Here is a 21,517-nt window from a genome sequence, read left to right as displayed (position 1 = left end):
TTGGTAGATTTTCGATGGAAGGGAAAAGAGAAAAATACTTATGTATTTCAATTTTTTATGCAAAACCCAATTGGCACCAAATCATTGTTGGAGCAATTTACCCATATGTCATAGACAACAAAGATGTTCGCGGTTATTTTGTCAGTTTAAATATGGAAAGAGGAGAGCAAGTGAGGCTGACCTTAATTGCTGACGAAAATAACACCCGACAAGTTGCGATGAATTTCCATAAATACTTCAATGACTATCTTGAAAAAAATCCTTCCCCATCTGAAAAAAGTTTAATTCCCAAACATGGATTGTTTCTCAATTTCAAGAACAATTCCATCCACTATGGGGCTTTTGAACCGTATAGTTTAGAAAAAGAATCCCAGCATTTCAAAGAATATCTAAAAGGTCTTTCCGAGGTGATTCTTCAAGTTTTTAAGGACTTTGGCGAAGACACCCTTAATCAACAGGTTGAAATAATGCTGCAATTGTTTTCTATTTTTAGCAGAACGATACCCGAAAACATAGGAGAGGCTATTGAAATTTTTGATTCTTTATTGGCTGATGAATATCAAAAAATCAGTAAAAATTCTTTGCAACAAGTCAACACATTGAATAAAGAAAATTTTAGAGCGAACAAATCAGCAATTCTGGAACTGATTTCGTCAAATGAAGATACTGACAAAGATTTTTTCCAGCATTTATGGCTCAAAAAATGGCAAGAGGTGTTGTTGTCTTTTAGTAAAGACAAGGTCAAATCAACACAGCAAAACAAAAAAATGGATGAAAACAAAAAGTTGATTCGAATGCTCTGCAACACTTTTGCCTTGGATGATAAAATCAGTGCTTGTTACTTATTTCGAGAGGCATTGAAATTAAACTCCAATCAAGGGCAGTAATTTTTTTGATATATACATAAATTTATCAGAACATACAGTTTTTGAACAAAAATCAGCAATTTTTAACGTCAGAAATTATCGTTTTTTTGAACTTTTTATTTTGAATTTGAGAGACTTTGACATCCTAGTGGTCAATCCAGATTTTCTAACCACAATCTCTTAATTTGACTACTTGATATCTCGAAGAATCAAGAGTGATTCGAAAACCAAAGGTTCATCTTCTCATTTTGAGAGGCATAGACATGCCTTTTCGGCTATTTTATCTTCATAGGCTCTGCGGTACGGATAGAGTGGCTCAAAATTTTAAAGTAAGTGCCTCCAGTTTTGTTAATCTTTTCTAATTCAAATTAACTAACTTATCTTAAGTTTCTTGACTAATTTGCTGTAAATCAAATCTGTGGCTTGTTCGATGGAGTAGTCTTCATTTATTTCTATATACGGATTCTTTGGTTGCTCATATCGAGCCGATATACCTGTGAAATCAAAAATTTTTCCCTTGCGAGCTTTTTTATATAGACCTTTGGAATCACGTTTCTCACAAGTTCTCAAGCTGGTATTTACAAAAATTTCTAAAAAGTCAGCATTCCCGATTAAGTTTCTGATTTCATCTCTATGCTTTGCATACGGTGCAACAAACGCTGCAAGTACGACAATTCCTGCATCGATGAATAGCTTAGAAATTTCAGAAGCAATTCTAAGGTTCTCAGATCTATCATTGGGGCTAAAAGTTAAATTTTTATTGATATTGTTTCTTAAATTGTCTCCATCAAGTATGTATGATTTTATGTTTTTTGAGAAAAGTCTTTGCTCCAAGGCATTGGCAAGTGTCGATTTTCCGGAACAAGGGAGTCCTGTAAACAGAATCATAAGTGATTTGTGTCCATTACGTTTCATACGGACATTTCTTGATATTCGGAATGTTTCAGGAAATATTGTTTTCTCCAATTTTCTGAATTTTACTCTTAGATTAAATCATTTTTGCCATCATAGGCATAAATTTATGAATTTACTGTAAATTAATTCTTACAAATAAGGTAAGATGAAAAAACGAATCTAGGAAAACCGTTAAATGTTTTAACCTATGCGATAGGCACAGGAGAAAACAAGATCGTGAATGGCGAAATCAAACGAGTAAGGAAAAAGCGGAATTAGAAAATGAATTACTTCGAAGACAGATTTTTGAGTCGGATAATAGAATTATGCAGAGGAGAATCGAAATTTTGAGAGAATTAGGATTTACTGATCAAGAGATAAGACAAGTAATTTGGGCAAATCTAGAAGAACCATTAAAACAATTAGGCAAACATCAAGATGATGGATTGATTGAGGGGGCGGAATAAATGAATAACTACCACCAACAATGTATATAAGCCATTGAAACGGCTCATCTACAAAGCCGTCAACGATAATTTTAGAAGTTCCATAAAGCGAAGGTTCTATGTGACTATTTTTTTTAAGCTTCATTAGAAATGAATCCCACCTAAAATCAGACTTTTTGGTCAATAGAAAAAAGAGCTTTTTAAATTCTTTCAATCATCGAAGTTCGAGTATAGATCAGGGGTCTGGGGAACATCCCCAGCAAGCCGTCCGAACAGAGTGAGGAGTTTTCCGTACGGAAAACATGGCTTGCTGCTGAAAGAACATTAAAATGTTCTTTCAAATCTGAATATCAAATTGTTTGAATCAATATATACCTCGGAGCACACTCTTGACAAGACATTTTTTATCTTTGAAATAACAAACCGTATACGGTACCGTATACGGTTGAATACAAAATCGAAGAAAATTTATTTTTTAACCATCTGTTTATCAGGTTATTGTATTTTCAAAAGGATAGCGGATTGAACTCATAACCCGAAGGTCGCTGGTTCGAGTCCAGTCCCCGCTACAAAGAAAGCCATCAACAGAAGTTGGTGGCTTTTTCTTTTTGAAGAAGCAAAGGCCACTTTGGCTTGTGAGAAAAGAAAAAGACGACACCTTGCCTTGGGCAAGGTGATGGATTTCTTGGTAAAGCCACCCCCAAGGCCGCTTACGAGCATCGCGAGGAAGCAATCCAGTCCCCGCTACAAATAAACCCCAAGCTGCACCCCTCAAAAGTCCAGGGGCTGTTTGGGCTTTTTTTCAAGACATTTGGAAGAAGCTTACTGACCGAAAAGATCAATGTGCCGAATCCATGAAACACCAATATTCATCAAAGGGGTCTGGAGAACATCCCCTGCAAGCCTTGTTTTTCCTAGGGAAAACAAGGCTTGCTGCTGAAAAGATTATCATTTAATTGACCTTTGTCAATTTGATACTAATCTCATCATTAAAATATTTAGGCCGTCTCATTTCAATTAAGTGTATACTATCACCAAATTCGTTTGAAGACGTACAGTGATAAGTGTATTAATTACAACTTAAATAATCATCACTGACAACTCTAATCCTTATTTAACAATTTACCTACTAGATTAGCAAAACTAAATCCTACCCCCCAATACATAGGACTCTCATCTGAATTTCCGGTTTGATTAAGATTTATGCCACCAGTAACAAAAATCTTTTTATTAAAAAACCCAACTAATAAACCAGTACCTATTTCTACATCGTCTGAAGTACTGAAATCTAAATAAGAAACATTTATTCCAATAGATGGTTCGATAAAATTGATAAAACTATTCTTCTCGCCCCCATCTCTTCTATAGGTCAAAAGCAAAGAGACTCCCGGAGCTCCTTTGAAATTTGATGGAGAAACATTATCAACAGTTTGATTATCAGGTTCATTTATTCTGTCTACTAAAAAAAAGGAATCGGAGATATTAACCTGCCACTTGGTATTTCTAAGTTCATATGTGCCAATTGGCAAAATTATTTGTTTAGTTCCGCCCTTATCAGAATTCTTTCTCCTTTGGGTTTCTTCTAGAGCAACATAAATGTATAATATATCACCTTCTGAGGCTCTTTCCTTTTTAAGATTTATTGTTGCATAATTTAAATCTCTATAGATTGTTTTGCTTGCAATATTAGAAAGCTTCTTTATTATTTTGTCCTTATCAGCACTATGCTCAACTTTTAAACTCAAAGAGCGATAAAACCTTTCATCGAGAAGAGCCTCAATTTCAGTTCCCCTAAGCTGTATTAACTTAGATATTTCCTCTCTTGCAGGGAAATATAAATTTTTTAGCACCAAATTCTCTGGAAGTGCGGACGAAGGATTTATCAAAAAATACCCACTAGGATTTTCAAGGTATTTATCTATTTTCTCCTTGTGTCCCTTTAAATTCTCCTCAATTTTATCAAGTGCAATATAATCCAACTTAATAACCCCTAAAAAGGCATCTTCCGCTTGTTCGCCAGATGTTTTGAAATAATTAATATACTCCAATATTACTCCGACGCTATTACTGATATTTTGAATTTCCCCAATTGCAGCATCTTCCATAAACGTGCTTAACTCAATTTTATCACCTGTATCGACCAATCCATCATCAACAACTATTTCAGTATCTTTAACTACTCTTAGACATTCAATAATTAGGTTCGTAAAGACTGTAGCAATTTCATAAGGAGGTCTTGTAGGAATTCCAACTCCTTTCTTTTCTTCTCCAATTCTTGAATAAGGGAATACTTCAACTGGATCTTCCCCACCATCTTTGCTTATAATTTTCCCTTCTATTGTAATATTACCCTTAAAATTACGGTTTAAGGCAATTTTGTCCTTTTCAAACTCAATTTGAATTTCACTAGAAACATCTAAAATTTTTCTGGTTTGATTTCCTTTTTTATCCGATTCACGATAGAACCAAATTTTCTGTTTTTCCGTATTCTTTATTTCATATATGGTTATGTATTGCCTAGGATCAGTGTTATCAAAATCAACAGTACTCGACATTGAAGAATCCATAGAAATATCGGTCTTCTGACCAATTAACCCAACAAAATACAATAGACAGCACAGCTGGATAAATAAAAAACTTGATAATCTCATTACGTTAAAATTTGAACAAATAAATGCTGAAAATGAAGATTAGAAGCAGTTATTCTGAACACCTAATGAATTAATTTTAACAATGTAAATAACATTGGAATCACATCTTCTCTCGCAAATCACGTTTTCTCTATTCCCAGAATTTAGAGTTAACTCTTTTGTTATATGATTACTCTCCTCATTTGTAAGAGTATTTCTGGCAACGACTGTGTAATTGATTTTCAGTTGTTGAGTTGTACTTCTATTCACGAATATTTGTTTTCTGCCACACTCTCCACCGGTAGTACAATCACCAAAAGGAACAGTTTCCAAATAAAAACTAAACTTCCCCTCCTCTACTGGGGTATATTCAATTATGCACTTATCTCCGCCACCACAATCAGAAGAACAACATTTGCAGGATTGCTGTAACATTAAAAAACTAAAAAGCAAGAAAACTTTAAAACGCAAAATCATTAATTTGAGATTCGTATTGTGCATCATATTGATTTTTAGAGTTGGTTGTTGGAAATATGCTAGGAGATATTTGGGGATATGAAAAATATATTCTTTCATTATTGTCTTTTCTATAAATTGAATTTTCGATCATTGCCTCCAACAAAATATTGTACTTAAAATCAGGCAAATAATTCTCTCCCCTTAAGTTTTCAAAACTCTTTTTTTGGCTTGAGGTATTATCTTCAAAAAAATCGATATTGTAAACAATAGCTTTTTCAAGTTCAACAAGACCTGACCTTTTCTTGTCATAATTTATCGAATCCAGTTCCAAAAATTTGTCAATTAAAATCGACTCCTCTATTGTTTGTTCCAATAAATTTCGTTTCCATTGTGCAAGTCCAGAATTCTCAGAATTCTTGTAATGAATGAACGGCATCTTTGATTTTATCGTTTCAATACCTTCAAGCTTTGCATCGATTTTTGACACCTTTCCAACATTAATATTTTTTGCGTCTATCTTTTTAGTAAGCCGTCTTGTCTCCGCAATTACAGCACCATTGTCTCCCTCTTTTCTCAAAAGCCTAATAAATTCCCTAATTCCTTCAATTGACTCTTCTTCTGATTTAATGCTTTCTTCCAGCTCTGCTTTTTCTTTTATCAACCTACTGACCTCATTTTTGTCAATTTCAACTTTTCTTTGCTCTTCTTGGCTTTTATTCAAGGAATTGATAATATCATAGATTCTTTTCTCTAACGTATCATCAAGATATATTGCCGCTTTCGTATAATTTCTATAACCAGCATTTCTATTCTCTCGGATAGATTCTTGAAATTCAATATTAACTTTATTAACACCTTCTTTAATTTCTTCTAATTTAGATTCAAGTTGATTCTCCTCATTAAATAAAATCGTTTGGTTTTTAGTAATATTTTGGGCAAGAAGCTCAAGTAATTCTATGTAGTACGAGTCTATTCGTCTTTTGTATTTTACGGCTTCCTCATTAAAAAGGATTACGTGACCAAAAATGTTACTAGGGATAATATCATCTCCTTCAGAAATTAAAGTTTCAATGGAACTTCTATCGATTTCCAAATCCCTTAGAGTCGGAAATCTTACTTCTTTTGCAATTACGTCTGGGATTAATTTACTGTATAAATGAGGGTCTTCGTTGTAAATATCATATACGGTTTTCAATATGGAAAATATCATGTCTTCAAAAATCCCAGAACCCTCCCGATTCTTTAATATATAATAGGCATATAGCATCGATGCTATTTCATCCGTTTTATTTTTTGGATTTTTAAATAAATTAAAACTTCTCAAGGATAATAATTGATTGTCTTTGTATCCACTTTGGAAAACTTGACTTTCATAAGCAATTAATTGGTCGTCTTTTGAAAACCCTGGCCCAGAGTTCTGAATTAAATATTCGTTGGTGACTAATTCCAAAAAAATTTGAGCTTTATTGGAAATGTGTGTTTTGTTATACTGATCTTTCACGACATTTGGCTGCAATAGTTCAAGAGTCTTTCCTGCAACCTTTGCACCAGCAACATTGTAAGAAGCGAAAGCCATATCAAATTCTTCTTTCTGTTCATTTATTGCTTGTAGTGCCTCATCTTTTATAGGGTTAGGAATTAGTCTAAAGGCGTAAAATGAAACGAATCCACCTATCAGACAAGCTAGGATTGTGAAAACCAAGTTGGGTTTTTGGCTACCATTTCGTTTAAGCATGAAACCCAAAATAACTATTACGACACCAACAACTAGTACACCATTAAGTACTTTCCACATCTGCTCTGAAAATACCGTAAGACTTCCTACTATTGCACCCCTCGCTTGACGTGCTGCCCCTTCCGCAGTTAAATCCAGTCTATCCGAAAACTCTTTTGTTAAACTACCGAACTCAACAATAGCGTCATCTACAATTGTATCAAAGCTATTTAACCCTTTTTCTACTATTTTTTTTTGAAGGTCGTCTGTGAATTTTTCTAAAGTCTTATCATTAACCTCTCCAAACTCTTTAAGCAGAGGTCTGATTCCTTGCGCAAAACCTATCCCAAATCTTTTCCCTGTTGATCTTCTTCCACCGTCAATTGTTGAAGAACAAATTAGACAACAGAATATTGTAAATATTAGTTTTTTTGTCATTAGTCAAAATGTTGTATATCTAATTCTTAGGGAGGGGGAGGAAATCTTTTCGGATTTAAGATAGGGTGATTTTAGATCTTCTGCAAACCGACATACTTAAAAGTTCCAAATTGACTTCATCACTAAGCAATGAGAATTTTACCAAACTTTAAATCTCAAATCGGCATTTAATTATTTCAGCCTTTAATTCAATCCAGACTAGTAAAAACAAAATAAATTTGAACTGTAAATATTCAAATAGGAATTATTTGAAAATAGCTTGTAGTAATATTGGTCAATTCAAATTCCATCTTAATTAAGAACACCGAGATAGAAACTCCATAAAGAATAGAAAGAACACCCACCCATTTTCTCATAGTCTTTCTATGGGTATCGGAAGACTTGTTAATTAAGACCAAAATGAGCAATAGAACATAAACGCCACAGCTGGCGTTTAAAATGGAATCAAACAAATTCTTATTTCCAATTACTTTGAACAATGGATAAATAAAAATAGGGATGAAAAGAATACGGGTAATTTTCCAAAATCCATCTGTCTTTTGTAAAACCCTCTAATCATATTCATCGTTTTTTTGAACTTTTATAAAGGAAGATTTCTAAATTTAAAAGCATTTTTATGACTTCTTTCTAATAAATGGTTCTAAATATATCTGGGAGATAAGAACCATCTTTAACTATTTTGCAATCATTAATTCGAACCACCCACCTATCATCTTCTTTTTGAGAATTCCAAACATATTCCTGTTTAGGATTCATATTAAAATTAAAATTGTTATTGATATCATAATCTGTATCAACCCAAGAACCCTTCTTGATGGAAGATTCAAAAAGTAGTATATGTTTTTTGAATTGCGAGCCAGCATTGGCTATTAATCTGACACCCTTGGTTTGAAAAGCAACATTTTTTGGCATAAACAATTCAATTCGACATTCATCTAAGTCATTAACTGTTTTAAAAGGCTTATCTTTCGAGTTTACTAAGCTTATTGGTAGTGGGATTGAAGTTAAACTACTTTCCCATACCTGCATCCCATAGCCTGTCCTTATTTTTGTTTGATATTCTTTAAGTGCAAAAGCAGTGCTAACTATACTCCACACAGGCTCCTTATTACCATTGTATCCTTCATTTAAATAGTATAATACTTGAAGATTCTCTTTGTTTGATGGATTTGAACCAGAAATTCTAATAAGAAAGCCTTCACCAACGAATTCCTCAGATGATATGTTAGTTTCAAAATCCACGATCAAATTCAAATACTTTATTTCAGATTCTAAAACATGCTGAGTAATCTGACTTTCGATAATATCCTCCTTAATTGTTTGAGTTAACTTACTTCTGCCTAATTGAATGTAATAATGCCCAAGAAATGCAAGAAATGTGGCGAAAATTCCACCTACGCCAATAAGCAATATCCCTATCATTATATCTCTATTCATATGTAATATTTAGGAGAATCTGCAATTTCTTTTTGTCCAGATTCACGTATCAATTTTCTAAGCTCACTAACTTTCATCATAAGAAGCATTTACTTCTTTAAATACTAATGTTATTTTCCTAAGAGGTTTTAGAGGTTTTATATGATCTCAGCTTCCCCGAAAGCCCCCTAAATCTTAAATACTTGTAGTAAGTAGCCCTGGAAATATCCATTCGTTCACATATTTCTGAAACCGTAAGTTTTCCCTCATTAAAATACTCCTCACAAAGTACAGCTTTTTGCTGATTTTTCTTACTAATGCCCTTAGGAGCTCCTAAAACTTTTCCGCGTCTTCTAGCTGATTCCAGACCTGCTTTGGTTCTTTCAATAATAATGTCCCTTTCCAGCTGGGCCAAAGCAGCAAAAATGTTTATGATAAATTCTGAATGCGAAGACTTTGCAGTTGTATCTATAAAGGGCTCGGTAATGCTTTTGAACTTCACTCCCTTTTCCTCCAGTTCCGTCATCAACTTGGTAAAATGAATCAAGCTCCTGGCCAATCGGTCCAGTTTCCAAACTACGATAGTATCTCCTTCCCTGACATAGTTCAACAACTTTTTGAGACTTCTCCGCTCTTCTTTAGTGCTAGAAACCTTGTCCGTATAAATGTTCCTTTCTTTGATTCCTTCCTTTAAAAAGGCATCAATTTGTAGATTCAAATTCTGTTCGCTTGTACTTACTCGTGCATACCCAAATATCATGACCTAAAAGTTTAATTAAAGGTCAAAATAGAAACGACTTAATTAGTACGGGAAAATGAACTTTGTGGGAGCGTTGGAACCGTAAAATGTCAAAAGTTTACAAAAACGGTGCTGTAAATCGAAAGAAGGTTTCCCTGTTTTATGGAAAACTTACAAAAGTATCATCATAAACTTCAGATTCAGCCCTGTCAAATCAAATCATTTTTGTCGAACGGCTATCTTTATTGTTCGAATTACATTTTGATCAAATAGAAAATGTAAGAGTAGATAGTTTCGAACATTTTATAATTTTTACGGAACAATATTTGTAAGATATTATATATGTTTCGTATAATTAAAATCTTTCTTTAGTGAAAATTAGTTTTTGTTTTCCAAGTTTTGTCCCTAATCAAGCATTTGCCAAATTTTTTCTCATTATCTCCTTTTCATCCATTTCCTCTCTTTCCGGGTTTGGCAATAAGGTACTACCGTCCTATCTTGAAGAAACTCCGACCACAGTGGCCAGTCTTATCACGGAAAAGGTATATATTCATTTTGACAGGTCAAATTATTATGCCGAAGAGGATATTTGGTTCAAGGTGTATCTGATAGACGCGATCACCCATTGGCCTGCTTTGAGCCAAGTTGTTCATCTTGACCTTATAAGTCCATTGAACACAATAGTGGATTCCAAAACGGTCAAAATTGACAATGGATTTGGTGAGGGGGACTTCAGTCTTCCTTTTGATATCTATGGGGGAGAATATACGGTACGGGCATACACCAACTATATGAGGAATTTCGGACATTCCTGTTTTTTTCATAAAAAATTGATTATTCACTCCCCTTATCATCCCACTGAGAATTTACATCCAATTCCCTCTACTAAAATGACCCCTGATGGAGCATCGCAAAAAGGCCAAAAACTGGACATACAGTTTTTCCCAGAAGGAGGTCATATGGTAAATGGTTTTACGAATCGAGTTGGATTCAAAGTGACAAATCAAAACGGCATGGGAGTAGATTTGGAAGGAGAGATCGTAGATGCATCAAATCAAGAAATCACAAGTTTTGAAACCTCAAAATTTGGAATGGGCACATTCCAACTTATACCCAATCAAGGTCAAAGATACAGAGCCAAAATCATGCACAATGGGGTCGTGGAATTTTATAATCTTCCAGCATGCTTAAATATGGGGGCAACTTTGCAAATAGTTGACCATGGAAATCATTATAGGGCAAACATACAGTCCTCTCTTTCCAGTGGGATCAATAGTCTTAAACTTTTTGGCAAACAAAGAAATGGGATAGTCTATAGTTCACAAATTGTAGGAGACGGGTCCGTTGCAATAGTAAAAGTTCCCAAGGACATCTTGCAACAGGGCATAGTCCAGTTTACACTTTTTGATGGCAATGAAAACCCTTTGGCCGAAAGGTTGGTGTTTTTTGAAGGCGAGGGAACAACCCCTAAAGTCAACATATCACCTTCAAAAAATGAATACAATAAAAAGGAACTTGTGACATTGGATATTTCTTTAGAGCATCCAACAAGCACAAAAAAAATGGCAAACACTTCCTTGGCCGTAACAAAAATATCAGAAAATGCAACACAACTTGGTGATTATGATATTAAAACGTATCTGTTGTTGAATTCAGAAATACAGGGAAACATAGAGAATCCTTATTATTACTTTAATTCTAGTGATCCCCAAAGAAGAAAAAACTTGGATATATTGATGATGACACAGGGTTGGAGACAATTCATTGATATTGATGACACAATTTATGGGAGAGAACCGAATAACAAATTTGAACTAGAAAAGGGTATTACCCTAAAAGGTACCGTCAAAAGTTCCTATAATCGCGATAAACCTGTTATGGCGCTTGTTTCCCTTTCCTATAAAAATAGTCAAGAGGTTGGGTTTGATGAAGTAAAAACAAATGCTCAGGGACGGTTTGTTTTTAAAGACTTGAATTTTATTGATACCACATCTGTCATTTTACAAGCGAAAAATATTAATGCTAGTAAATCATTAAATAGCAAAAAAAAGCAGGGCCTAAGGTCAGATTTTTTTATTGAAATGGATTCTGTCATACCTCCTCCAATATGTCCTTCAATCAATCTCCATAGCGCTGTTAATAAAGGCGACTTGAATGATTATGTAGCTGGTAGCAGCAAAAATTTCGAGACAACTTTCCTTACGGATAAGGATGTGGTCCAGTTGGAAGAGGTAGAGGTAAAGTCTAAAAAACTAAGACCAAAAGACCGATATGTCGAAAAAAGAATCCTGTATAAAGAGGCCTCTCAAACTATAGATTTTCAAGATATCCCTGTATCAACATCTAAAGAAAACCCATTGATGATGCTCCAAGGAAGAATTCCTGGATTTTCAATTTGGAATGGTGATGTATATTTGCGAGGCTCAAGTACATTAAGGAAAGAAGATAGCAAGGCGTTAATCCTTTTAAATGGTACTCCAGTAGAAGATGCTCTGACCATTCAATCAATGCCTTTCACAGAAATTGACTTTATAGATGTATTGAAGGGCCCAAGGACAGCAATATATGGTTCAAGAGCAGGTGGTGGAATTGTAGCCATTTACACGAAGAGCTTTAGCAAAAAGAAAATTTCTACAAAAGTGATAAATAGTGGAACCATCAATTTCACACATTCAGGATTCAGCCATGCAAGAAAATTTTATGAACCTGTTTATCATACCAATAAGCTAGATATACATACTCCAAATCCAAAATCTTCGGTTCTTAGTTGGAGGCCAACGGTAATCATAAAAGAGGGCAAAGCTTCTATTTCCTTTTATTCATCTAATAAATCTGGTGCCTATCAAGTAATTTTGGAAGGCATAACATATGAGGGCGATCCCTTGGTTTCACGAGCGACTTTTGAAGTAAGATAAAAAATCATGGATGTAATGATTTCATTTGACCGAACCCTCTACTTAGTGACTTAATTGGTGTTAGAATGAAGCAATATCAAATAACCCCTTAATTTAATTTATAAAGTTTATCTCATATTTTTAACTTCAAGGGTTTATTGATTAAAGAGGTATTTCAATTTTTAGAATATTCTTAATTTGTATGCCGAGAAAGGAACGTTTTAAGGGACTACCCCCTAGTGGAATCCTGAGCAATCAATCCCACCTTACATCAGACTTTTAGGTTAATAGAAAAAGAGCTTTTTTACATCTTTTCAATCATTGGAGTTCAAAGATAAATCAGGGGTCTGGGGAGTATCCCCAGCAAGCCATCCGAACAGAGTGAGGGGTTTTCTGTACGAAAAACAGGGCTTGCTGCCGAAAGATCTCTTCGAAGACCTGGGCTCATAATAATTTAGGGTTGCTCAGTATACCTCAAATAAGGGATGACTTTTTGATGGCCTTTTGGAAATGCTTCTATCGCATCCTTTTCCGATATTGATGGGTCGATAATTACGTCTTCCTTTTGTTTCCAATTAGCAGGAGTCACCACAGGGTGTTTGGCACTTAGTTGAAGGGCATCAACAACTCTAAGAATCTCATCAAAGTTTCTCCCAACCGCCATTGGGTAGGTCAACATTAGTTTGATGTCTTTTTCAGGGCCAATGACGAATACGGCTCTAATTGTATGTTTCTCAGAACTGTCTTTGTGAATCATTTCATAAAGTTGAGCCACTTCAGCATGCTCATCTGCAATAATGGGAAAGTTTACTTTGGCGTTCATGGATCGCTCGATATCTTCAATCCAACCTATATGGGATTCAAGACTGTCAACACTCAAGGCAATGGCCTTTACACCTCGTTTTTCAAATTCATCACGCAGGTTCGCCACTACGCCCAATTCAGTAGTGCAAACCGGGGTATAATCTTCAGGATGCGAAAACAACAAACCCCAACTCGACCCCAACCATTTATGGAACTGCAAATCGCCCATAGTGGTTTTTGCATAAAAATCTGGTGCTATAGATCCCAAGGTTATCATGTGATAACTAAATTATCAAATAACCTTGAAATTGAAAAGAAGCAATCGCGTATATTTATCGAACAAGTAATGAAGGAGAACAATAAAATAAGGGCCATTCTTGTCGATGATGAAGAAAGACATCACGAGACATTGAGCAAAATGCTCGATAATTTCTGTCCTGACATTGAAATATTGGGAGATGCCTACAATGTGGAAGAAGCTGTCAAGATCATCCATGAAAAGAATCCCCAAATCATTTTTTTGGATATTGAGATGCCCGGCGGAAATGGCTTTACCCTTTTTGACCATTTTGAAGAGCCGCCTTTTGAGGTAATTTTCACCACGGCCCATGACCTTTATGCCATCAACGCCATAAAATATGCGGCGCTTGATTACTTAATGAAACCCATAAATATTAGGGAACTGCAAGATGCTATAGCTCGAGCGGTCAAGGTCATAGGCAAAAAGGAAAGTACGACGAGTACTGAAAAGATCAATGTCTTGAAATCTAATTTGAAGCTGGAAGACCAGCGTTTTACCAAAATAGCCCTTCCTTCCTCCGATGGTATTGACTTTATTGAGGCTGAGGCTATCATAAGGGCAGAGGCAGAACGTTCCTATTCCAATTTTTATCTGCAGAATGGCAAAAAGATTTTGGTTTCAAAGCCATTGAAAGAGTATGAAGCCCTCTTAGAGCAATGTAATTTCTTTAGGGTTCACAAGTCACATATGGTCAATCTCACGCATTTACAAAAGTATGTGAAGGGCAAGGGGGGGTATGTAATAATGAAAGATGGCTCACATGTTGATGTATCTGTTAGAAAGAAAGATGATCTATTAAACCGTCTAATGTAAATCGTTGGGAAAACATACCGTAACCTTTGTTCCCGTAGGACCTTTTTCATCTTTCAAGTCTACAATTTCATAGGTATACTCATTGGCTTCCTCAGAATTATTAAGCAACTCCAAACGGGTCTCCAAATTACTAATGGCTACTGATTTATGACCTGGACTGCGATGTTTCAAAGCATTTTCCCTTCCGATGCCGTTGTCTTCGATCGTACACACTATTCTGTCCTCCACTTCATCCAGATTGACTTTTAATTTCCCTTTTCGTTCTTTAAGTTTACTGAGCCCATGAATTACGGCGTTTTCTATAAAGGGTTGCAAAAGCATTGGGGGAATCAGTGTATCATGGAGATTATCGATGGTCTCGGTAATACTATAATCAAAGTTATTATTGAAACGTATTTTTTCGAGCAGTAAATATTTGTCCAAAAATTCAAGTTCTTCTGAGATGGAGATATATTTTGTAGTCGAATTGATTAAGTTCTTCCGCATTAACCCGGCAAACTCTGAAATAAAGTCTACCGCTCTATTTGTTTCTTTGCTCAAGATATAAGATTGTACCGATCCAAGTGAGTTAAAGATAAAATGTGGGTTCATTTGTGAAGACAACATCATCATCTTCGATTGTAATGCCTCTTGACGCTCCTCCTTTATTTGCTGCTGGTGGAATTTCTCTGCTTCTTTCTGCGCTTTCTTCAATTCGACCTCGACTTTTTTTCTTATTTCTATTTCTTGTCGAAGCACCTTGGTCCTATCTTTTATTTTCTCCTCCAACAACAAGTTCATCTTGCTCAACTCATCCTTTGATTTTTGAAGTTCCATATTGAGTCCTGAGGTCTCTTCAAACAGTAAGGTATTGTAAATTGATATGGCGGCTTGCGAAGCAATAACCCTAAGAATTTCGAGGTCACTCCCCTTAAATAGGCCAGAAAACTGATGATTCTCCAAGTACAGGACACCAATAAGTTCTTTTTGCCTTAACAGAGGCAAAGCCAGCAAGGAGAGAATGTTGTTTTTGTCAATGTATTTACTGTCAACATCGGCTATTGATTTTTGGCTTTCAAGCACAAATTCCTTTTTTGAATCAATTACATATTCAATAATATTGGTGGGTATTTTGCTTTTGTGCAAGGGGTTTTTTCCAAGGGATTTCATTTCCTTTTCTGAAGTTATCTCAGCCTCAACATAGGGGATGCCCTTTTCAGTTAAAATTAATATACTTCTATCGGCACCAGCATTTTCCATAATCACGCCCAGAAGCTTTCCAATTACATCTCCCTTATTCACTTCAGAAGAAATAGCCTGCATAGATTTTATAAGACTTGCGGTATTAAGGTCAGCGCCTTTGCTTCTGCTAAAAGAATCTTTTTCTTGTATTTCTGTTTTCGCCCAAGCATTCCATTGGGCATAGACACTTTTGGCATTCTCTTCAAAACCCGTTGCAAGTATTGAGTACTCGCTAGATTTCAACATATCGGAGGCTACTTCGTAAGAAAGTGCCTTTACACCCATAAGCCTGCCTTTTTCAGCCCATTTCAGGGACAAATTAAAAGAAGCCAACGCCTCTTCCATATTTCCTTTCCTACTTTTCAGGAGGGTTTCTATCAGATAGTACTCGGCACTGAAATTTTCAGGCATGCTATCACTCCAAAGCTTTAAAGTGCTTTGATTATCCTGTATCCGTTTCTCTTGTGCCTTTAATAACGTCGGATTTTGGTATAGCAAGCAAAGGGAATCAAGAAAATAATGTTTTGGCACATGGGGTTGGGATGCAGCATACACAACGATTTCCCCGTTTTGTTTTAACAGCTCGCTCGCCAGTTTGTACTCCCTTAAAATACAGTGGGTCCAACTCCTAAAAATATAATGGTGCGATACGGCAGTAAAAAACTTCACATCGAGAAGAAACTGTAAGGCTTCCCGCTCAACGGCTCCATAGTTGGAATCATATTTGTTCAAAAGTTTTAGGATACTGCCCTTTAACAAGCGCATTAGTGCCAACAGGCCTTGATTGTTGACATTTTGCATAAACGCAATACTTTCGTCGCAAAGATCCAAAGTTTCGCTTAGGTCGTTGCCAGCTAAAAAAGCATCCCGTACCTTGGCATAAAACGAATATCCTGCATAAGGAAGGTCACCCGTTTCAAGGCCGCTGTAAATAGATTCATCAAGATTTACCGTACCTGCAAGAATTGGTTCTTTAAAGTGTTGGATAAAAATCGGAAACACGGAAAGTGTTCTGCTTTTGTATTGATCGTTTTCCACCTTTTTTAAAAGCTCTACCCCCAGTTTCCCAAAATTGTAACCACGATCGAACTCTTTGTACAATGCAACCAACAGGGAGCCCACAAAAACCAAAGCAAAGGGAGTGGAATTGGTCAGGCCATGACGTAAAGTTTGGTTGGCCATTTTCAATGTGCTCCAAGCAAACAAGTATAGGTTGACAAAGTAGGCAGACGCATTCATATTGACCAGAACATCCATAATGGCAAGTTCTTCGGGAGATGTCATTTTCCTTTTTGAAAGTTCATAGAACAAGTCTCTTGTTCCCGTAAGCGAATTAAAAAGCTGATATTCCTTTTCTATAAGTGGCCCCAGGGTGTTTTTCACGTGATGTTCTTCCCCTTCAATTTTAAATAGGGTGAGTGCCTGAAGACCGGTTTCTATGTTTTTCTCGAACATGGCGTAGCTCTCATAGAAAAGCATCTTCATGCGAAGCAGTCTTACTTTTTCCAATATGTTTTCTGTGGAATCATAGGCCTTGTCGGCATAGGCCTCTGCAGACGCTAAATCATTTAATAGGCAACAAGCTTCTGATAGGCCTAAATAACAATCAAATAGGTGCTTTCTGATTTTGAACTTTTTACTCAAATAAAGTGCCAGCTCAAAGTGCTGTTTGCTGGCTTCTGGAGTTACCGATAAAGCCGAATCGCCATTTAGCCCAAGTATGAGGTTGATTACTGTCGTTGTATCTCTTTTGGAAATCAATTCTTTGGCCGCTAAAAAGTGCAGTAAAATTTCCCCAACAGAATAGCTTTTGTTTGCTCCTTTTTTCAAAAAATATTCCCCAATCTGAAGGTGCAACTGTTCATTGGTCAACGGAAATGCCGGAATTGTCAATTGATATGACACCTGCTGAACACGGTCGTGGGTGAAATGGTACCGCTGTACATCCTTCTGCCTTGATTTTGAGATATAGCCACTCCCCATGGAAACATCAAGAAGTATCGGAATAAGTGTTTTTTCAATCCCGCTGATTTCAGAAATCAAATCCAAGTCAAATTTTCCAGCTACACATGAAGCGATTTTAAAGATAATCTGTACTTCATACGAAAGCGTATCAATTTTTTGGGTAATTAGATCAATTACATTTTGGGCAAGCCCCTCTTTTTTGATGCCAGAATGGTCCCAGCTCCAAAAATGCTTGTCAAAATCATATTTCAGAAATCCCTTTTGATATAATGAATTGACAAACTGCTTGATGAAAAATGGATTACCCCCTGTTTTATCGAAAATCAACTTTGAAAGCTCAGTTGTCTCAGACTCATCCATTCCCAATGCCGTGGCGATCATCTGATTTGACAACCTCCTTTCCAGTGGGTCAACAATAAAATGATGGCAATGTGGCAACTTGGTATTTTCAGTCTTAAATAAATGAAAAGGATGGTTGCCATCCACTTCGTTGCCCCTGAAGGCGAATAAAAGCAAAATACCTTTGCCTTCTTGTTGTGCCAATGATTTCATCAATTCTAAAGAAGGAGGGTCGCACCATTGCCAATCATCTATGAACAAAACAATGTATAGTCCCAGACCCGTAATCGCTTTGCAAAATTTCTGAAATACATAATTGAAACGGTTCCTTGTCTCGATTGGATTCAAGACTTCCACGGGCTCGAAATCACCAACTAAAAATCCAATACTCGGAACTATTCCCTGAAGCACACCGACATTTTTTCCCAATTCATCAACCAAGATCTTCTTAAGCTTTTTTCTATCAATATTGGACTTTAGCAATAATTGCCTTTCCAGGTCACTGAAGGCCATTTGAACGGCTGTATAGGGAGCTTGCTTGTATTGGTCGAACTTACCTTCTAAAGCAATTGTTTTTTTTGATGACGTTTCATTGATAAACCTTTGGAGCAAACTGGTTTTTCCCACACCGGAAAACCCTTCTACAAAGACTATTTGCGAATGGAAGTGTTCTGCCCTGCTATAACGATCTTCCAACTCTTTCAACATTCCATCCCGACCGAACAACGTACTTCCAAAATCGATTTTTCCTGGATTATAGTCTATGTGCAATTGTACGGGCGAATCATTCCCTTTTTCAAATGCGTTGAGAATGGCCTCTAGGTCTTGGAGAATTCCAAATGCTGAAGCGTATCGGCCTTCAGGCTGTTTGGCCAATAAGGTCAATATCAAATCGCTGAGACCTTCAGGAATTGCTGGATTGATTTCCTTTGGGACAATGGGTATTCTTGTAAGGTGATGGTGCATTAGCTGCATTTTGTCATCTCCTTTAAATGGAAGGCTCCCTGTATACCAGACATATAAATTAACCCCAAGAGAATAGAAGTCGGCACGATAATCTGGGGTCAGCTGTATGTTCTCATAACATTCCGGGGCCAAATAATAGAAATCTTCCAATGCATAATACTCAAACCCAAATTCAGCAGGGGTATCATTTATTAAAGAATTACCAAGTATTATGAGTTCACTCTTGTCATTTAAATAGAATCTGCTTGAAGAAAGTAATCCTATTGACAAACTGTTTTGATGCAAGAATTTAATCGCTTTGACCAAAGAAATACTCGTAACCAACAATTCGGTGATTTCTTCTCTGCTTCGTGACGTCTTTGGGTCAAAATGCTCAAGCTGTAAATAATCGAAAGCATGTTCGAAATAATCAGATCTTGACGTACTGACAGGCCTTAAAAAATTGGGAACATCGACTTCAATAGGTTTTGCCTCTCGGTCAGAAACTATTTGCTCTGTCAACATGGGCTTTCCATCAATGTCTTGAACATTGATTTCCACATCGGAAAACTTCGCTGGGAAGGACATTGGTCTTTAAGATTATGACAACCTCAATATAATTAATAAAAGGGCAAAAACGTAATACGTTCGGAAGTCAATTAAGGGCGTTGGGAAGTTATCGGTGCACATCCCCTCGCCCATAAGATACTTTTGATAAAATTTCTTGCCATGACCATTTACGATAAACAAAGGCTTTTAAACGAGTGCCACAGGGTACTTCAATATTATTTGGAAAAGACCGAAAGGGTGATGAACCTCTATCAGGACACTTCGGAAACCCAGTACTTTCTGTTCGCATTAAAGGGCACCATGGCATTCATAAACAACCACGAAAATGCAGACGTCCCCTTTTTGAAAAAATGCATCAATGGGTTGATTGCGGGTCAAAAGGGGCGAAATGGCAGCGATAGACTTTCGGAGCTTCGAAAAGAACTTGAAGAAGAACTGACCCTTCTAAAGCTTCGGTATAACATCAATTGATTGGTTTTGAAAAGAATTCGAAAAGCATATCGGTATCACTTGCGATTGCAGCGATTTCTTTTTCGGGGCAAGAACAACTCAACTTGGCTGTTGCTAAGTCTTGTCCTTTTGCTTTTACTGCCCATTCCAGTGTACTTAATGCCAGACTTAAGGACATTAATTTTTCAAACCGTGCTATCTTTTGTTGTGTTTACAGGGATACAATTGATATCCAGTTCAATTCGCCACTTTTTGATAGGGTTGGTAATAGGCTTTGTAGCCATAATTTTTATCTGGTTGGGTGCAGAAACTGAACAATTTCCTATAGTGAAATTTTCAAGGGCCTTTTTCACTAGCACGTTTTTAATTTTTCTGGGTTACCGCCTGTTCAGTATCATCTGGAATAGCCAAAGAATTACCCTGAACATAATAGCTGCTGCCGTATCGGGCTATTTCTTGATTGGCCTTTTCGGTGGACAATTATGCCAGTTCATCAATTTGGTGATTCCTGAATCCTACAACTTGAACAATGGTGGTGATATGTACCAACTCACCTACTTCTCTTTTACCACTCTTACATCTCTAGGATTTGGGGACGTGCTTCCCCTGACGCCCCCTGCCCAGTCCGTGGCCCTTTTAATCGGAATTATCGGCCAACTCTACCTGACAATCTTAGTGGCAATGTTGGTCGGGAAATACTTAATTCAGGAACCTTCAGAATTCTAGCCCTATTGATTCATCATTCTTAGAATCAAATGGCCACAATTGACACGTTGGTAAATGATTCAACGACGATAGGTAACCACTAGGTGTTTACAGGAGGCCTCGCTTCTAGTTTTGACCACTACTCAATAAATCTAGAAGCCATGAAAAATTACAAATCCAAAGTACTAATGCTGCTGTGCCTCTATCTGGGCAATCTAAAAATGTATGGTCAGCTTACAGAGAGGATTGGACATTCAAATTCAACTTCACCGCTTTGATCCCCAAGGCCATATTCCAGAAGAAAAGCAGCACTCCATAACGTTCGGAAAGTGAGATGCGCCATTGGGGAAATGCCACTGGTGCAAGGGACCTACCGTCAATAACATTGTATCAAAATTTAAAATAAAGTACAACCTAATAATTTGAAAATTATGAAAACAAATCAATTGAGATCAGAATTACTTTTTCTGTTGGCAGTAGCAGCCCTTTTATTCTGTGGGCGGTCTTTTGCACAAGAGAAAACACAGGAGCAGCCAAACTTTCTCGTCATCGTTGCTGACGACATGGGCTTTTCGGACGTAGGTGCTTTTGGAGGTGAAATAAACACTCCCAACATAGACAAATTGGCTGAAGAGGGTGTCCGCTACACTAACTTTTATGTAGCACCTACCTGCTCACCAACACGTTCTATGCTGCTATCTGGAATGGACAGTCATTTGGCTGGGCTGGGTAACATGTATGAAAAAACGGCTCAAAACCAAATGGATGTAGTCGGTTATGAAGGTCATCTCAGAACCGATATTCCTGCTTTATCCGAAATCCTTAAAGAAAATGGGTATCACACCTATATGGCAGGAAAATGGCACTTGGGAAAAGCGAAAGAGTATCTTCCCCGTGCACGTGGATTT

Annotated in this window: 15 protein-coding genes; 7 read left to right on the top strand and 8 right to left on the bottom strand. The window is 36.6% G+C overall.

The window, feature by feature from the left end:
* Positions 1 to 14: 14 nt before the first annotated feature.
* Positions 15 to 887 carry a hypothetical protein gene (locus Q0992_RS15940; RefSeq protein WP_299526749.1) on the top strand — a complete coding sequence of 291 codons (873 nt, stop codon included), beginning with the start codon at positions 15 to 17 and terminating at the stop codon, positions 885 to 887.
* Between the two features lie 351 nt (positions 888 to 1,238).
* On the opposite strand, the gene cysC is transcribed toward Q0992_RS15940, so the two are convergent.
* The gene (gene cysC, locus Q0992_RS15935; protein ID WP_299526747.1) at positions 1,239 to 1,832 is read right to left on the bottom strand and encodes an adenylyl-sulfate kinase; all 594 of its coding nucleotides are present in this window, start codon (positions 1,830 to 1,832) and stop codon (positions 1,239 to 1,241) included.
* Positions 1,833 to 2,086: 254 nt separating this feature from the next.
* Between cysC and Q0992_RS15930 the strand changes: the two genes are divergently transcribed.
* Entirely contained in the window at positions 2,087 to 2,227 is a 141-nt protein-coding gene (locus tag Q0992_RS15930; RefSeq protein WP_299526745.1) for a hypothetical protein, read from the top strand.
* Between the two features lie 1,082 nt (positions 2,228 to 3,309).
* Here Q0992_RS15930 and Q0992_RS15925 read toward each other — a convergent pair.
* From Q0992_RS15925 to Q0992_RS15910, 4 genes are all read right to left on the bottom strand, one after another.
* Positions 3,310 to 4,773 (bottom strand): hypothetical protein, encoded by a 1,464-nt coding sequence (locus Q0992_RS15925; protein WP_299526743.1) that lies wholly within the window; start codon positions 4,771 to 4,773, stop codon positions 3,310 to 3,312.
* A 523-nt stretch (positions 4,774 to 5,296) separates the two neighbouring features.
* Positions 5,297 to 7,447 (bottom strand): hypothetical protein, encoded by a 2,151-nt coding sequence (locus Q0992_RS15920; protein ID WP_299526741.1) that lies wholly within the window; start codon positions 7,445 to 7,447, stop codon positions 5,297 to 5,299.
* 627 nt (positions 7,448 to 8,074) lie between these two features.
* Positions 8,075 to 8,884, bottom strand: coding sequence for a hypothetical protein (locus Q0992_RS15915; protein WP_299526739.1), 810 nt, complete (start codon positions 8,882 to 8,884; stop codon positions 8,075 to 8,077).
* Positions 8,885 to 9,002: 118 nt separating this feature from the next.
* Complete coding sequence (locus tag Q0992_RS15910) at positions 9,003 to 9,623, bottom strand: recombinase family protein (protein ID WP_299526737.1); 621 nt, start codon at positions 9,621 to 9,623, stop codon at positions 9,003 to 9,005.
* Between the two features lie 350 nt (positions 9,624 to 9,973).
* Between Q0992_RS15910 and Q0992_RS15905 the strand changes: the two genes are divergently transcribed.
* Positions 9,974 to 12,517, top strand: coding sequence for a TonB-dependent receptor plug domain-containing protein (locus Q0992_RS15905; RefSeq protein ID WP_299526736.1), 2,544 nt, complete (start codon positions 9,974 to 9,976; stop codon positions 12,515 to 12,517).
* A gap of 433 nt (positions 12,518 to 12,950) precedes the next feature.
* Here Q0992_RS15905 and Q0992_RS15900 read toward each other — a convergent pair whose 3' ends face one another.
* Complete coding sequence (locus tag Q0992_RS15900) at positions 12,951 to 13,577, bottom strand: peroxiredoxin (RefSeq protein WP_299526734.1); 627 nt, start codon at positions 13,575 to 13,577, stop codon at positions 12,951 to 12,953.
* Between Q0992_RS15900 and Q0992_RS15895 the strand changes: the two genes are divergently transcribed.
* Positions 13,578 to 14,414 carry a LytTR family DNA-binding domain-containing protein gene (locus Q0992_RS15895; RefSeq protein WP_299526732.1) on the top strand — a complete coding sequence of 279 codons (837 nt, stop codon included), beginning with the start codon at positions 13,578 to 13,580 and terminating at the stop codon, positions 14,412 to 14,414.
* On the opposite strand, the gene Q0992_RS15890 is transcribed toward Q0992_RS15895, so the two are convergent.
* Positions 14,406 to 19,472 (bottom strand): AAA family ATPase, encoded by a 5,067-nt coding sequence (locus Q0992_RS15890; RefSeq protein ID WP_299526730.1) that lies wholly within the window; start codon positions 19,470 to 19,472, stop codon positions 14,406 to 14,408. The genes Q0992_RS15895 and Q0992_RS15890 overlap by 9 nt on opposite strands.
* 222 nt (positions 19,473 to 19,694) lie before the next feature.
* Between Q0992_RS15890 and Q0992_RS15885 the strand changes: the two genes are divergently transcribed.
* Positions 19,695 to 19,925, top strand: a complete 231-nt coding sequence (locus tag Q0992_RS15885; RefSeq protein WP_299526728.1) for a hypothetical protein — start codon at positions 19,695 to 19,697, stop codon at positions 19,923 to 19,925.
* Here the strand turns inward: Q0992_RS15885 and Q0992_RS15880 are convergent.
* Complete coding sequence (locus Q0992_RS15880) at positions 19,918 to 20,082, bottom strand: hypothetical protein (protein ID WP_299526726.1); 165 nt, start codon at positions 20,080 to 20,082, stop codon at positions 19,918 to 19,920. The two genes, Q0992_RS15885 and Q0992_RS15880, sit on opposite strands and share 8 nt — an antisense overlap.
* A 119-nt stretch (positions 20,083 to 20,201) precedes the next feature.
* Here Q0992_RS15880 and Q0992_RS15875 point away from each other — a divergent pair, with 119 nt between their 5' ends.
* Positions 20,202 to 20,630, top strand: coding sequence for an ion channel (locus Q0992_RS15875; protein WP_299526723.1), 429 nt, complete (start codon positions 20,202 to 20,204; stop codon positions 20,628 to 20,630).
* A gap of 410 nt (positions 20,631 to 21,040) precedes the next feature.
* The coding region (locus Q0992_RS15870; protein ID WP_299526720.1) for a sulfatase-like hydrolase/transferase at positions 21,041 to 21,517 on the top strand (477 nt) is incomplete at its 3' end.

The organism is Winogradskyella sp. (assembly GCF_028289625.1).
Classification (GTDB): domain Bacteria; phylum Bacteroidota; class Bacteroidia; order Flavobacteriales; family Flavobacteriaceae; genus Winogradskyella.
This window is presented reverse-complemented; position numbering and strand designations above follow the sequence as displayed.

Bases quoted from the DNA above. Each gene is read 5' to 3' on its own strand.
- Q0992_RS15910 (WP_299526737.1), bottom strand. From the start codon at position 9,623: ATGATATTTGGGTATGCACGAGTAAGTACAAGCGAACAGAATTTGAAT.
- Q0992_RS15900 (WP_299526734.1), bottom strand. From the start codon at position 13,577: ATGATAACCTTGGGATCTATAGCACCAGATTTTTATGCAAAAACCACT.
- Q0992_RS15890 (WP_299526730.1), bottom strand. From the start codon at position 19,472: ATGTCCTTCCCAGCGAAGTTTTCCGATGTGGAAATCAATGTTCAAGAC.
- Q0992_RS15920 (WP_299526741.1), bottom strand. From the start codon at position 7,447: ATGACAAAAAAACTAATATTTACAATATTCTGTTGTCTAATTTGTTCT.
- Q0992_RS15880 (WP_299526726.1), bottom strand. From the start codon at position 20,082: ATGTCCTTAAGTCTGGCATTAAGTACACTGGAATGGGCAGTAAAAGCA.
- Q0992_RS15885 (WP_299526728.1), top strand. From the start codon at position 19,695: ATGAACCTCTATCAGGACACTTCGGAAACCCAGTACTTTCTGTTCGCA.
- Q0992_RS15940 (WP_299526749.1), top strand. From the start codon at position 15: ATGGAAGGGAAAAGAGAAAAATACTTATGTATTTCAATTTTTTATGCA.
- Q0992_RS15925 (WP_299526743.1), bottom strand. From the start codon at position 4,773: ATGGATTCTTCAATGTCGAGTACTGTTGATTTTGATAACACTGATCCT.
- Q0992_RS15930 (WP_299526745.1), top strand. From the start codon at position 2,087: ATGCAGAGGAGAATCGAAATTTTGAGAGAATTAGGATTTACTGATCAA.
- Q0992_RS15915 (WP_299526739.1), bottom strand. From the start codon at position 8,884: ATGAATAGAGATATAATGATAGGGATATTGCTTATTGGCGTAGGTGGA.